The sequence below is a fragment of the Paenibacillus terrisolis genome (assembly GCF_056171975.1).
The window spans coordinates 81,987-95,356 of record NZ_JBKFGG010000009.1; the positions used below are offsets into that span (position 1 = coordinate 81,987).

Sequence of the window (13,370 nt, forward strand, 5' to 3'; positions counted from 1 at the left end):
GAGAAACCTAACATGTGCGGAATAACCGGCTTTATCGAATGGAACCGGGACTTGACCAGAGAATCCGAACTCGTGCTATCGATGACGTCTTGCCTGGAGCATCGGGGACCGGATGCGGAAGGCACTTGGATATCGGGCCCCTGCGCCTTCGGACATCGGCGGCTGAGCGTTATGGATCCCGAAAACGGAGCCCAGCCGATGGTGATCCATGAAGAGGACGCGGTGTTTACGATTGTATATAACGGAGAAATCTATAATGCTCCGGAATTAAAGGCCGAACTTCAGCGCAGAGGGCGCAAGTTCAATACCAATTGCGATACGGAGGTGCTCTTGCAATCGTATATCGAATGGGGTCCGGACAGCGTGTACCGTTTGAACGGAATTTTCGCGTTTGCGATTTGGGATAGCGTGCGGCAGCATGTTTTTTTTGCGCGTGACCGTCTGGGGGTTAAACCGCTGTTTTACAGCGAAATCGACGGCAGCCTGATTTTCGGATCCGAACCGAAATCCCTCTTGCGCCATCCCAAGGTCGAAGCGGTTGTCGACCCGGAAGGACTGGCGGAAATCTTCGTTGTAGGCCCGGCAAGAACGCCAGGCCACGGCGTATATAAGAACATGAAGGAGCTGCGGCCAGGCCATGCAATGATCTTCAGCAGAGCGGGCCTAAAAAAATATGCCTACTGGAAGCTCGAAGCCGAGCCACATTCCGACAGTGCCTTGGAGACTGCGGCTACGATCCGCGATTTGCTGCGGGACACGATGGACCGCCAATTGATCTCCGACGTTCCGGTGTGCACTCTGCTCTCGGGCGGGCTGGATTCCAGCGCGTTAACCGCGCTTGCGGTCGATTATTACAAGCGCACCGGCCAAGGCAAAGTGCATACTTACTCGATCGATTACGTCGATAACGACAAGTACTTCAAAGCGCATAGCTTTCAGCCCGACGCCGACGGACCATGGATCCGGCGCATGGTGGAGGAACTGGAAACCGAGCATCACTGGGTCACGTTTGATACGCCGGAACTGGCCGGAGCTCTGCCGGACTCCACGAACGCCCGGGATCTCCCGGGAATGGCGGATGTCGACGCCTCGCTGCTGCTGTTCTGCCGGGAGATCAAAAAAGGGGCCACCGTTGCCATTTCCGGCGAGGCCGCGGATGAAGTTTTTGGCGGATACCCTTGGTTTCATCGCGAAGAGCTGCTGAATGCCGGAACCTTTCCCTGGTCCGTCGCCACAGGCCTGCGCGCAGGATTACTGTCGCCGGAAATCCGGGAATGGATCAAGCCGGAGCAATACATCGCGGACCGCTACAGCGAAGCGGTTCATGAAACGCCCGCCCTGGAAGGGGAAACCGGCGAGCAGGCGCGCATGAGAGTGATGTCTTACCTGAACATTACCCGGTTTATGCCGACGCTGCTCGACCGTAAGGACCGGATGAGCATGGCGGCCGGGCTCGAAGTCCGCGTTCCATACTGCGACCACCGGCTTGTGCAATACGTTTGGAACATCCCTTGGGAAATCAAAACGTTTGGAAACCGCGAGAAGGGCATTCTGCGCAAAGCGCTCGAAGGGATTCTGCCGGACGACGTTTTGTATCGCAAAAAAAGCCCCTATCCCAAAACCCATAATCCGAATTATTTGACCGCCGTCCGCAGCCAGATGCTGTCGATCCTCGACGATCCGACTTCGCCGATTTTGCCGCTCATTGACGCGAACAAAATCCGGGAAATCGCCGCCTCGGAGGAATCGTCCTCCCATCTGCCTTGGTTTGGCCAATTGATGTCCGGTCCGCAGCTGTTCGCCTATCTGACTCAGGTTAACCACTGGTTGAAAAACTACAACGTAACGTTCCGCTAAACACCAAGGCGGGTTTTCATCACGCAATACCTTACCCAAACCAGAAAAAGCCTTGGTCTTCTCCATATGGGAGGACCCAGGCTTTCAAACGTATATCTTATCTTTACTTGACGGAGGGCCGGCTCAGCTTCTCGGCAAGAGCTCGCAGCGCGGCTCCGCGATGGCTGACGGCTTGCTTCTCCTCGAGGCTTAGCTCGGCCATCGTTTTCTCATAGGCCGGCAAATAAAAGAGCGGATCATAGCCAAACCCGCCGCTGCCGGCGGGATTCGAAGTGATCCAGCCTTCCACCGTTCCGGAGGCTTCCTCGAATTCTCCAGAGGCCGGATCGTAGAGCGCCAGATGGCACACGAACCTTGCCGTACTGAGCAGCGGCTGCTCCGTGTCTTCACCCTGCATCTTTCTTTCGAGCTCGGAAAGCAGTTTGCGGTTGTTGTCTTCATCCGAAGCGCTCTCTCCCGCATATCGGGCCGAATATACGCCAGGTTCACCGTCCAGTTGATCCACGATCAATCCGGAATCGTCCGCAAGAACAGGTTGTCCCAGCAGGTCGCCTGCGGTTTTGGCCTTTTTGCGCGCGTTTTCGGCAAATGTCCGGCCATCCTCGACGACTTCGGGAACATCCGGAAAGTCATACATGCTTTGCACCGGCTTATTCAGAAATTGCAAGGCATGCGCAAACTCCCGAACCTTGCCTTGATTGCGCGTCGCCACAATGATCACGGACCCGGTTAGTCCGTTCATACCTTTGTCCCTGGCTCGCCGCCGATTTTCATGGCGATCGGTCCCAGCGCCTCACGCTGCTGTTCGATCATCCCGCGGATTCCGCTTTCTGCGAGCTCCAGCATTTTATCAAGCTCCTGGCGGGAGAACGGATTCTCTTCTCCGGTGCCCTGCACCTCCACGAATTGTCCTCGTCCGGTCATCACGACATTCATATCCACTTTCGCTTTGGAATCCTCTTCATAATTTAAATCCAGAAGCGTCTCCTGTCCTACGATCCCTACGCTAACCGAAGCCAGATAATCGGTAATCGGAAAAACGGGCAATGAGTGCTTCTGAACGATCTTGTTCATAGCCAGCACCAGCGCCACAAACGCGCCTGTTATGGAAGTCGTGCGGGTACCGCCGTCCGCCTGCAGCACATCGCAGTCGATGGTGACGGAGCGTTCCCCCAGAGCGTGCAAATCCACAACCGAACGCAAAGAGCGTCCGATCAAACGCTGGATTTCCATCGTCCGGCCGCTGAGCTTCCCGCGCGCCGACTCCCGCTGGTTGCGCGTTTGGGTTGCCCGGGGAAGCATGGCGTATTCCGCCGTAACCCAGCCTTTGCCTTGTCCTTTCATAAATACCGGCACTTTTTCTTCCACAGTTGCCGTACACAGCACTTTCGTATCGCCGACTTCAATATACACCGAGCCTTCGGCATATTTATTCGTATTCACGGTCAAAATCATCGGCCGCCGTTCGTCGGCGCCGCGCCCGTTCGTTCTCATGTTTTTCATTGCCTCCTACATTTTCATGCTGTCTGTATGCTTTCCCTATTCTACCAAAGTGTGGGCATAAAAGCACCTTTCCATTCCTCTCTTTTCAGTCACACCGACGTTAATGGCGCAATGGACAAAAGACCTGCTGGCGGGCAGGTCTTTTGCTGCTTTGCTTGTGTTTGCCCGCTATCCGCTTAAATGAGCGGCAGTCTACAGAGGCAATTCATTGATCGTTTCCGGCCGAATCACGGGCTCGCTGTATTTCTGATCATCCATGCCAACGACATCCTTTTGCCCGTTCAGCCAAATGCGAACCTTGGCGTTTTTGGCATTCTCCGTCACCGTCAACACGACCGATCGCAGCATTTGGGCCGGCGGCTTATCCCCGGCTTCGAACATGTCGTCCTTAAGCGATACCGTGACGATCCCGTCTTTGGAAACCTGAATGCCGTCCAGTGAAGAATTGTCGGTCAGCACTCTCTCCAGTCCATCCCCCTGCATCGGGCCCTTGATGAGCTCGCCAAGCGCCGATCTCACCGGATCCGAACCCGAGGGCACAAAACGCGTTACCGGCACATAATACTGCACGCCGTCCGGCGTAGAGGCCGAGAAATAAACGATAACCGGGCTCGTTTGCGACAACACCGCACCTTCGCCGATCTCCAGGTTAATACCCAAGGTCCGGTCAAGCGGACGATCGAGCGGAGTTCCGTTGACCGGCATTTCATCAAGCTTCTCGCCCTCGACCCACAGCTGGACGTTTTTCACCTCGGGATCTCCGGTCAGTGTCCATGCGATAGACTCAAGAACTTTCCGTTCGTCCTTGGCCTCGTAGCTGCCGAACGGCTTGCTGAACTCCACCACCGCCAGCTTTTCGTCCTTTTTGACCGTGACCGCTTTGATTTCGGTTCCCTCCGGAATAACGCCGGTAAACCCGGCAGGAATCACGGCGGAATAAGGACCTCCTTTGACCAGCGTTTCCAGCATCAGGTTCAGCTTTTGGGAAGCGTCGCCTTGGGGCAAATGCAGCGCGACCGGAGCCAGCAGACCTACCTCGTTTTCGAGATAAACCGTCGTGAGCGTTTCGTCGGTCTTGAAGCTTGTCTGCTTTACGTTATCGGCGGACTGCAGCATCTGCGCCTCCACGTCCGGAGGCGGCGGATCAATCTGGGCGGACGTGTGAAATCCGAACAAGCTGCATCCCGAAAGCAGCAGCGGAACGGCTAACAGACCGGTGGCCGCCGCACCGCGAAATCGGCGATTCCATTTCATAGGCTTTTGTTATCCTCCTAACATTTTTCTAGGGTTTGTATTACTATATATACGAGCCCTTTTTTGAAAAATAACTATATTTTTCCGGGAAGTGGACAGACTGCTTCATATCCGATGCGGACACGACAAAATAGCGGGGAGTTTTGATCTATGGGGATGGAACATCCGAAAGCTAAAGCGCCTTACAGCCTGAACAGCAAAAAAGTGGCCGACGCCACCAGGGAATGGCTGCATAAACGCGGAGTCACGTTGGAGCAAATCGCGGAGCTGGTGATGCTGCTTCAGCAAAAATATTATCCCAATTTGACGATGGAAGAGTGCGTGCACAACGTGGAGCAGGTCCTGCAAAAACGGGAGGTGCAGAACGCGGTTCTTACCGGTATCCAGCTCGACATTTTGGCGGAGCAAGGGCTGCTGATCCCCGAGCTTCAAGAGATGATTTCCAATGACGAGAGCTTGTACGGCGTGGACGAAATTCTGGCTTTTTCCATTGTAAACGTATACGGGAGTATCGGATTTACGAATTATGGCTATATCGACAAGCTCAAGCCGGGGATTCTGGAGCAGCTCAACGACAAAACGTTAGGGCCCTGCAACACGTTTCTCGACGATATTGTCGGCGCGGTCGCCGCTTCGGCGAGCAGCCGGATCGCCCATCGCAAGCAAGCGGAACGCGAAAAGGAACACGGGGAAGAAACGCTCGAGCCTGAGTTGTAAATCAAAGCACATTATACTGCTTCCTAGCGAAAAAACGGGCAAGGGAAATTCCCTTGCCCGTTCTATTTTCAAAATAGCGGTATAATTGGACCTTATTTAGGTAATTTTGCTTCCGTTTGGGTTAATAACGACACAAAATGGCTCTATTTTCATAAACCATGTGAAAAAGAGCGGAATTAGACCAGCTCTTTTGAAAATAAAGCCATAAATGGCCGCTATTTAAGTCAACTTTCCTTATTCGAAGGAAATAACGCCCTTTTGTACCGTTATTCCTCGGTTACCGGCTCGACTCAGAGCTTCCCTCCGCTATACATGAAAGGTAACAGCACTCCCGCCGCCATCCTCCTGAAGTATCCTGCCTTGAGCAGTCAGATGGACCAGATGGGCAAGCGCTTCCGACATGGCAAAGCGCATTTGATGAATGCCAAGCTCCTTTCCAAACAACGCGGCGCATACCTCAAAACCCGTTTGCGGCCGCTCCCGCAGCATGTCCTCGATTCGGGACAAGCGCTCATCATGATGGCGGAGCAGCATCCGGGTCCGTTCCCCGAAATGGGTGAACGGATTACGATGGCCGGGATATGCAGTCTCCACCTCATGTGCCCCCAGCTTCGCCAGAGAGTCCAAGAAGGACTGCAGCGGCTGCGGATCGCTGTCCGGCAGGTAGCCGATATTCGGCGAGATCTGCGGAAGAACCGCGTCCCCGCATAACATCAGCCGCCGCTCCGCGTCATAAAAGGACAGATGTCCCGGGGCATGTCCGGCGGTTTCGATCGGCTTCCAATATCGTCCACCCATCAACACTTCATCCGGCTCACTCAAAAACGTGACCTCCGGGTCCGGCGCGACCTGAGGCATAAAACCATTCAAGTGGTCCGGCAGTTGCTCGCTCCATTCGTCCGGCATTCCATGCCGCCGGAACAATTGCGGCAGAGCCTCGTGCATGATGCTGCCTTCCCCCCACATCAACCGTGTTTCCCGGTAAGCGCGCTCGGACATAAGCACCGGCGCTCCCGTCAAAGATTGCAGGTATCCGGCAAGTCCGTAATGATCGGGATGATGGTGCGTGACCACAATCGAAACGATATCCCGCAGCGACATCCCAAGCTGCCGGAAGATCTCCTTCCATTCCGTTTCCGAAGTCTCCGACCGGGGGCCGGGATCCACGATTGTAACCCCCTCATCCCCGCGTAAAATATAGCTGTTTACCCACCGCAGCGGCGGAGCCATGGATATTTGCGCACGAACGATCTCGTCTTTTTCCCAAATGTGCAAGTTCGACAGTTTCATTTCCGGCTTCCTACCATAATCATTCTTGGAGAGGTTTCGGAATCGTAGGCGTCTTCGTCATAACTCCCATGCACCTTTTCCAGCGATAATCCGGCCGTCTCCAACATTTTCGCAAAGTCCTCCCGCGAATAAAGCTTAATCCGCTCCAAATACTCCCGGGAAGCCGAATCCTGAGTGAAGACCTCTTCTCCCGCTTTCGTGATGGAAATCCGTTTTTTCACATAACCGTTTTCGATGCAGCGGTTTTCATCTATCCGTTGCCCTTCATCCACCCGCTCCGAATGCGGTACCAAATGGGACACCGTGTAGGAAGGATTCAGGAAATCAATGATAAACTTGCCCCCCGGCCTCAGCATTCTGGTGATTTCTTTAAGGACCTTGACATGCTCCGCGTCTTCTTCAAAGTAGCCAAATGAGGAAAACAAATTGACCACCGCGTCAAAGCCGCCATTCAGCGGAAGCAGGCGCATATCGGCCTTGTACCATTTGACCCGTTCCTCCGGATCGTTTTTCCTAGCCTCACGCAGCAGGACGTCCGACAAATCCACCCCGGTGACCTCATAGCCCGCTTCGGCGAGCGCCATTGAGTGGCGTCCCATGCCGCAGCAAAGATCCAGCACCTTTGCCCCCGGAGGCAGCTTAAGCCAGGAGATCATCCTGTGGACTTCCTGTTTCGCCCCCTGCACGTCCCGATGTTTATACACCAGCAAATAGTCCTCACCGAAGCTTCGTTCGTACCATTCGGCCATGGTTGTACCTCCTCGTTTACAAGCCATCCTATCGATTTGCCATCGCAAAATAATTGTCTATTATTGTACCGCCTACCCTGAACAAACTCAAAGAAAAAAGGATGACATAAATGAAAAACGCGAGCCGTAGGGGGACAAGCCCCCCCATACTCGCGCTTTTCGCGTCGCATCATGCAACTAACTTTAGAAGCTTATATTATTGAGCGTTCGTTCCTGCAGCCGGCTCGGTACCCGCATCGTCCGCCAGCGTATTGGTGATTTTCGCCTTGCTGCGGACATCGTCCAGCCAACCTTGCGACATATCCGATACCTGTTGGGACACCAGGCCTTTTTTGATTTCATCCTTCTTCTCGTCCAGCGTAGCCGTATGCGCATCCTTGTGATCGGTCAGCTTAATGATTTCATACCCATCGCCCGTTTTTACCGGAGCGCTGATTTCGCCTTTGGACAGCTTGAAGGCTGCATCTTCAATGGCCTTGTCCTTAACTCCGCGAGCGAAGAAATCGGTGTCTCCGCCCAGATCCTTCGTTTCGGGATCAAGCGATTTCTCCTTCGCGATAGCGGCAAAGTCGCCTCCGTCGTTCAACTGCTTGATGATATCCTTGGCTTCCTGCTCGGTTTTCACGAGAATGACGGAAGCCCGCACCTGTTCCGGAGTATTGAAGCTTTCTTTATTTTGGTCAAAAGCCTGTTTGATTTGATCGTCCGTAACCTTGATTTGCGGTTCAAGCAGCTTGGTCAATTTCAAGTTCATACCTGCCTGCTCACGCAGATCATCCATGGTCATGCCGTATTGAGCCAGCGCTTGATTAAGAGCGTCCTCGGATCCGAATTGGGTTTTATAGGTTTCGATTTCCTTATCGATATCCGCATCCGTAATCGAAATATTTTTCTTCTGGGCTTCCTGATTCACCAATTCCTGATTGATCAGGTTGGTCAGAGCCTGTTCCCCGCTGCCGGAGCCCGCCAGTTCGTCAAACAAAGTATCCTTCGAAATTTCCACGCCGTTGACCGAAGCGACAACTTCCGGTTTTTGCGATGCAAACGGCGGTTTGATCAGCACAACCACCAGCAGAATCGCCAGCACCAATGAAACGATCGGCCACAGTTTGGAAGATCGCGACGCCTGAGGCGGGCTAGACGGATCCCACGGATTTGAAGCAGCGACGATTGGTGCGGCTTCCTCAGCGGAATCGTCTTCAAAGAATTCGCTTTCAGCGGATTCGCCGCCGGTCCCTTCTTCCGTACCGGTTCCTTCTTCCGTACCGAAGTAGCCTTCGCGATACTCAAAGTTGGGTTCTTCCGCCTTCGTTTCCGGCTGATCGCCGTCCTCCTTCACAACGGGTTCAAATTCGTTCTTATCTTTGTCTTCCATGCGTGTGACTCCCTTCCTCTATTAACTCGTACTTTTTGACTTTAACAGAAAAACACGGGACAAACCTTAATTTATCCTAAAAAAATGGGAACGATTTTTAATGAAACATTAAGATTCGGAAAGTCTCCGGGATCTAAAGGCCAAATGATTCGTGTTCTCAGTCAAAAAGGTGTAGAATATACTGGTAAAACGGTAAAACACGTCCGGGAGGATATCAGAGATGGATTATCAAACTTATTTTCAAAATCACAGAGACGAGCATTTGAAAGAACTGAGCGAGCTTTTGACCATTCCAAGCATTTCCGCTCTATCCGAGCATAAAGGCGATGTCCGGAAGGCAGCCGAATGGATTGCGGAGGCACTGAAGCGTGCGGGCATGGAAAACGTTGAAGTTCACCCTACCGCAGGTCACCCGATCGTCTATGCCGAGCATTTGCATGCTCCCGGAAAACCAACGGTTCTCGTCTACGGACATTACGACGTACAGCCTGTCGATCCGCTGAACCTTTGGGAAACGCCGCCTTTCGAGCCGTCGATTCGCGACAACAAGCTCTATGCCCGCGGCGCCACCGACGATAAAGGACAAGTCTTCCTGCATATCAAAGCGGTTGAAGCGATTTTACAGCAGGAAAAAGAACTGCCGGTCAACATCAAATTCTGCATTGAAGGCGAAGAGGAAGTAACCAGTCCGAACCTGCCTTCTTTTCTGGAAACGCATAAAGAAAAAGTGTCAGCCGATGTCGTTCTCATCTCGGATACGGCATTGTTCGAACCGGGAAGACCCGCAATTTGCGCAGGGCTGCGCGGCTTGTGTTCGCTGGAGGTATCCGTGTTCACCGCAAATACGGATCTTCACTCGGGAACGTTTGGCGGCGGCGTTCCGAACGCTTTGCATGCCATCGTATCGCTGCTTGCGTCGCTTCATGACGATAAGGGCCGTATCGCGGTGGAAGGTTTCTACAAGGGCGTGCCCGAACTGACCTCAATGCTGCGTGAAGAATTTGCCAAGCAGCAGTTTGACGAAGAGAAGATGAGAAAAGATCTTGGCCTTACCGCACTTTACGGCGAAGAAGGATATACCTTCCTGGAAAGAAACGGAGCTCGTCCCACCCTGGAACTCAACGGAGTATGGGGCGGATTCCAGGGCGAAGGCTCCAAAACGGTCATTCCGAAGGAAGCGCATGCCAAAATCACCTGCCGTCTGGTCGGTGAGCAAGATCCTCAGGATATGCTCGACAAGATCGAGCGCCATCTTCATGCACATCTGCAGGAAGGCGCTACCTTGAAAGTTCAGCAGCTTGAAAAAGCCCGCGCCTTCTCGATCGATCCGTCCGACCCGATGCTGCAAAAAGCGGCTGACGCCTATGAACGCATCTACGGCACCCGTGCCTTGTTCACGCAAGACGGCGCCTCCATTCCGATCGTCGAGACGTTGTCCCGCGTTCTGACCGCTCCGGTCGCGATGATGGGCTTTGGCTTATCCGACGAAAACCTGCATGCCCCTAACGAGCATTTCCACCTGGAGAATTTCGATAAAGGGCTGTTGACGATCGTAGAGTATTTGAAATCGCTGTAATCGCCGCAACTAAAGAACCTCCCATTCGCGTTATGAAACGTGAATGGGAGGTTCTTTGATAACTCGTGATGACGCTCATGAATTGTGATTATGAATGTGATTTTTTGATGAGCCGGCCGATGTTGTTGCCGTCAAACACCAAGGTGTACCGAGAGACTTCCTCCGCTTCATTCTTGTCCCCGTAATCGATGTTCTTCGGATTCAAGCTGTATGAAAAGGAAGTGATTCTGTCCAAGTTTCGGCTGGCCGGTTTATAGGCCGGATCAAGCGCATAGGCCGCCCGATAGTGTTTGCCCGCCAATCTCAGGTCTCCGGAAAGCTCGGCAAGAATTCCTAGCAGATTATGCGTTTCGGGAGCGTGGCAGTTTTGGGTCATTGCCCGGTTGATAAGCTCCTGGGCTTCGCGGTACCGAGCGAACTGAATAGCCTCTGCGGCTTGCCCGATCAAAATATTAAAAGAAACGGATTGAACCCCGTACGGCATTATAGGTCACCTCGAAAAGGAGAATTGTGCGTGTTTCTCGGCGGCAGGAGAGCCACCGGATCCACATCGACAATACTAACAGAAAACGGATGAAATCCGTGTTAAGAATCCTTTCCGCGGCGTAAAGATGCTGTTAAGATATTCGTGTTCATTCATCTGCAAGGCGGTATCCAACCCCCACCTCGGTCAAGATATATCTGGGCTGGGCCGGATCCGCTTCGATTTTTCGGCGGATGTTCGCCATAAATACCCGAAGCGACTGCGTGTCGTCCCCGGAGAAGGTCCCCCATACCTCCTTCAGAATATAATTATGCGTCAGCACTTTTCCGGCATGTCTCGCCAGCAGCGCCATTAGTTTGAATTCCATCGGCGTTAGATGGACCTCCCCGTCCGCAACAAAGAGACGCCGTTTGTCAAAGTCCATTCGCAGCTCTCCAACGGAAAATTCTGCCGCCTCTTCATTCGGAAAAGCGCCACGCTGCAGGGAATGCCTCATTGCCACACGGACGCGGGCCATCAACTCGGCCACGCTGAACGGCTTGGTCAAATAATCGTCCGCCCCGCTGTCCAAAGCCTCCACCTTTTCCCTCTCGCGCCCGCGCGCCGAAACCACGATGATTGCGGCGTTCGTGGCCGGCCTGATGGCGGTGATAACGTCTATGCCGTCCATATCCGGCAGTCCCAAATCAATGATAATGACGTCGGGGTTATGAGAATATACCATGGATACCGCCGTTGTTCCGTTGTCCGTATCGATGCCCCGGTAGCCCTGCGCTTTCAGGGAAATACCGATAAAATTCCGAATCGGCGGGTCGTCCTCAACGACTAGAATCAGAGGCTTGTCCTCCAAGTCCATCACTCCTTTACCGGTAAGCTGAATCGAAATGTTGCGCCGCCAAAAGCATTATTATGAGCACTGATGTCTCCGCCGTGCGCCTTGACGATCGATTTGCAAATCGCGAGCCCCAGACCCGTTCCGCGTCTTTCCGTCCGGGCTTGACCCGTCATAACAAAACGTTCGAAAATAGAAGGCAAGTATTTCTCCGGAATGCCGTTTCCGCGATCCGATACTTCGAATATCACCTGATTCCCGTCGCCTTCGTTCCATACTTTGACTTCGATTTCGGTGCCTTGCGGCGTATATTTAATCGCGTTGTCCAACAGGTTGATAAGCACTTGTTCGATGAGTATCCCATCCATCGGCAGCATGATCAAATCGTTCGGGATATCGATCTTGATGCCGCGTCCGCCCCGGATCTTTTTCACCCGCGATACCGCTTCAGCCACGACTTCCTCCACCGCCTCCATATTTTTGCGAAGCTCCATTTTACCCTCGTCGATGCGGGTGATACTCAGGATATTTTCAATGGAGTGAACCAACCAGCCGGCATCCTCGTAAATGCTTTGCAGTAAATTTATCTTTTCCGTTCGTTCCAGCACATCTTCATGTTCGAGGAGTGCGGCGGTGGAGCCCATAATGGTGGTCAGCGGTGTACGCAAATCATGCGATATGGCTCGCAGCAAGTTCCCGCGAAGCTGCTCTCTCTCGATTTCCATACGGGAGGTTTGCTGAATCTCCAGCAAATTCTCCCGTTCAATGGCAAGCGCGATTTGGGTCGCGACGGCCTCCAGCATTTTTTTCTGCTCCTCCGATAAATAGCGCTGATCGAAGCAGGAAATTCCTACAACGCCAAACGTTCCGCCTTGCCCTCTGATCGGCAGATAGTAGGCTTGACTCTCGGGGTAATCCACCGTTCCGGCGCCCACCTGGCGCCCTGACCTAAACGCCTCGTTCATGACTTGACGCTCCATATTCGATTTGAACGCAATCGTTCGTTCATCGTTAAGTGAGCAAATGAAAGGCTCCTTAAGCTCGCCGTCGGGGCCGGCTAGGGAAATCATGACTCCACGGACATAAAGCCTGGCGATATCCTGAACGCTGGCCTCCGCGATATCCTGAACGCTCCGCGCCTGCAGCAAGCTGCGGCTGACCCGGTAAAGAATTTGCGTTCTCTGCTCGCGATGACGGGAAATGGCGGCTGCCCTTTTCGCTTTGGCGGTTAAAGCGCCCGCAGTCAGCGCCACGACGAGCATAACCCCAAAAGTAACCGGATAATCCGGCCGGTATGCCTGCAACGAGTAATAGGGCTCCGTGAAGAAAAAATTAAAGGCCAGGACCCCAACCACGGACGCCATGATGCCGTACAAATACCCTTCGGTTTGCGTCGCGACAAAAAGAACGCCCAAAATGTAAGACATAATGAAGTTGGCTTCGTGCAGACCGGCAGCTCTGAAAACGACAGAAAGAAGCGTGGCCAGACACATGATCGCCAAAGTCACCGTCAAATTTTTTGCGATCGCAGCGGCTTTTTGGGCTTCCTGCTTCGCCGGCTGCAGCGAAAAGAGTTCGGTTTTATTTATTTTCATGACATTCGCTCTTTTCCGGGCAATATGTGATTCCGCTATTTATCATATATCATTTTCGATCTTGGGAAAACGATTCGGCCAGCGGGCCGGAGCTTGAGCCGGAAGCAAACAAAAAACCTCCTTTCTCCCCCGTTTGCA

Annotated in this window: 12 protein-coding genes; 3 read left to right on the forward strand and 9 right to left on the reverse strand. The window is 53.1% G+C overall.

From position 1 onward, the window contains the following. Nucleotides 1-12: 12 nt before the first annotated feature. Complete coding sequence (gene asnB / locus ACI48K_RS11125) at nucleotides 13-1,857, forward strand: asparagine synthase (glutamine-hydrolyzing) (RefSeq protein ID WP_475027668.1); 1,845 nt, start codon at nucleotides 13-15, stop codon at nucleotides 1,855-1,857. A 103-nt stretch (nucleotides 1,858-1,960) separates the two neighbouring features. Here asnB and ACI48K_RS11130 read toward each other — a convergent pair whose 3' ends face one another. The 3 genes from ACI48K_RS11130 to ACI48K_RS11140 all read right to left on the reverse strand — a co-directional run bounded on the left by ACI48K_RS11130 (nucleotide 1,961) and on the right by ACI48K_RS11140 (nucleotide 4,614). Next, nucleotides 1,961-2,599, reverse strand: a complete 639-nt coding sequence (locus tag ACI48K_RS11130; protein WP_475027669.1) for an XTP/dITP diphosphatase — start codon at nucleotides 2,597-2,599, stop codon at nucleotides 1,961-1,963. Next, nucleotides 2,596-3,351 carry a ribonuclease PH gene (gene rph, locus ACI48K_RS11135; RefSeq protein ID WP_475027670.1) on the reverse strand — a complete coding sequence of 252 codons (756 nt, stop codon included), beginning with the start codon at nucleotides 3,349-3,351 and terminating at the stop codon, nucleotides 2,596-2,598. Before rph ends, ACI48K_RS11130 begins: the two co-directional genes overlap by 4 nt. Nucleotides 3,352-3,552: 201 nt before the next feature. Continuing rightward, nucleotides 3,553-4,614, reverse strand: coding sequence for a GerMN domain-containing protein (locus ACI48K_RS11140; RefSeq protein WP_475027671.1), 1,062 nt, complete (start codon nucleotides 4,612-4,614; stop codon nucleotides 3,553-3,555). A gap of 150 nt (nucleotides 4,615-4,764) precedes the next feature. On the opposite strand from ACI48K_RS11140, the gene ACI48K_RS11145 reads away from it, so the two are divergent. Next, a complete protein-coding gene (locus ACI48K_RS11145; RefSeq protein WP_475027672.1) occupies nucleotides 4,765-5,331 on the forward strand; it encodes a phosphatidylglycerophosphatase A family protein in 567 nt (188 codons plus the stop codon). Nucleotides 5,332-5,637: 306 nt separating this feature from the next. Here ACI48K_RS11145 and ACI48K_RS11150 read toward each other — a convergent pair whose 3' ends face one another. The 3 genes from ACI48K_RS11150 to ACI48K_RS11160 form a co-directional block, all read right to left on the reverse strand. Continuing rightward, nucleotides 5,638-6,621, reverse strand: a complete 984-nt coding sequence (locus ACI48K_RS11150; RefSeq protein WP_475027673.1) for an MBL fold metallo-hydrolase — start codon at nucleotides 6,619-6,621, stop codon at nucleotides 5,638-5,640. Beyond that, entirely contained in the window at nucleotides 6,618-7,370 is a 753-nt protein-coding gene (locus tag ACI48K_RS11155; RefSeq protein WP_475027674.1) for a class I SAM-dependent methyltransferase, read from the reverse strand. The genes ACI48K_RS11150 and ACI48K_RS11155 overlap by 4 nt, the downstream gene beginning before the upstream one ends. Nucleotides 7,371-7,566: 196 nt before the next feature. Continuing rightward, nucleotides 7,567-8,745 (reverse strand): peptidyl-prolyl cis-trans isomerase, encoded by a 1,179-nt coding sequence (locus tag ACI48K_RS11160; protein WP_475027675.1) that lies wholly within the window; start codon nucleotides 8,743-8,745, stop codon nucleotides 7,567-7,569. A 220-nt stretch (nucleotides 8,746-8,965) separates the two neighbouring features. Here ACI48K_RS11160 and ACI48K_RS11165 point away from each other — a divergent pair, with 220 nt between their 5' ends. After that, nucleotides 8,966-10,321, forward strand: coding sequence for a dipeptidase (locus ACI48K_RS11165; RefSeq protein ID WP_475027676.1), 1,356 nt, complete (start codon nucleotides 8,966-8,968; stop codon nucleotides 10,319-10,321). 88 nt (nucleotides 10,322-10,409) lie between these two features. Here the strand turns inward: ACI48K_RS11165 and ACI48K_RS11170 are convergent, their stop codons facing one another. The 3 genes from ACI48K_RS11170 to ACI48K_RS11180 form a co-directional block, all read right to left on the reverse strand. Further along, nucleotides 10,410-10,805: a hypothetical protein gene (locus ACI48K_RS11170; RefSeq protein ID WP_475027677.1), complete on the reverse strand. Its 396-nt coding sequence runs from the start codon at nucleotides 10,803-10,805 to the stop codon at nucleotides 10,410-10,412. A 148-nt stretch (nucleotides 10,806-10,953) separates the two neighbouring features. Beyond that, nucleotides 10,954-11,655: a response regulator gene (locus ACI48K_RS11175; protein WP_475027678.1), complete on the reverse strand. Its 702-nt coding sequence runs from the start codon at nucleotides 11,653-11,655 to the stop codon at nucleotides 10,954-10,956. Between the two features lie 5 nt (nucleotides 11,656-11,660). Then, a complete protein-coding gene (locus tag ACI48K_RS11180) occupies nucleotides 11,661-13,232 on the reverse strand; it encodes an ATP-binding protein (protein WP_475027679.1) in 1,572 nt (523 codons plus the stop codon). Nucleotides 13,233-13,370 lie beyond the last annotated feature (138 nt).

Bases quoted from the DNA above. Each gene is read 5' to 3' on its own strand.
- asnB (WP_475027668.1), top strand. From the start codon at position 13: ATGTGCGGAATAACCGGCTTTATCGAATGGAACCGGGACTTGACCAGA.
- ACI48K_RS11130 (WP_475027669.1), bottom strand. From the start codon at position 2,599: ATGAACGGACTAACCGGGTCCGTGATCATTGTGGCGACGCGCAATCAA.
- rph (WP_475027670.1), bottom strand. From the start codon at position 3,351: ATGAGAACGAACGGGCGCGGCGCCGACGAACGGCGGCCGATGATTTTG.
- ACI48K_RS11140 (WP_475027671.1), bottom strand. From the start codon at position 4,614: ATGAAATGGAATCGCCGATTTCGCGGTGCGGCGGCCACCGGTCTGTTA.
- ACI48K_RS11145 (WP_475027672.1), top strand. From the start codon at position 4,765: ATGGGGATGGAACATCCGAAAGCTAAAGCGCCTTACAGCCTGAACAGC.
- ACI48K_RS11150 (WP_475027673.1), bottom strand. From the start codon at position 6,621: ATGAAACTGTCGAACTTGCACATTTGGGAAAAAGACGAGATCGTTCGT.
- ACI48K_RS11155 (WP_475027674.1), bottom strand. From the start codon at position 7,370: ATGGCCGAATGGTACGAACGAAGCTTCGGTGAGGACTATTTGCTGGTG.
- ACI48K_RS11160 (WP_475027675.1), bottom strand. From the start codon at position 8,745: ATGGAAGACAAAGATAAGAACGAATTTGAACCCGTTGTGAAGGAGGAC.
- ACI48K_RS11165 (WP_475027676.1), top strand. From the start codon at position 8,966: ATGGATTATCAAACTTATTTTCAAAATCACAGAGACGAGCATTTGAAA.
- ACI48K_RS11170 (WP_475027677.1), bottom strand. From the start codon at position 10,805: ATGCCGTACGGGGTTCAATCCGTTTCTTTTAATATTTTGATCGGGCAA.
- ACI48K_RS11180 (WP_475027679.1), bottom strand. From the start codon at position 13,232: ATGAAAATAAATAAAACCGAACTCTTTTCGCTGCAGCCGGCGAAGCAG.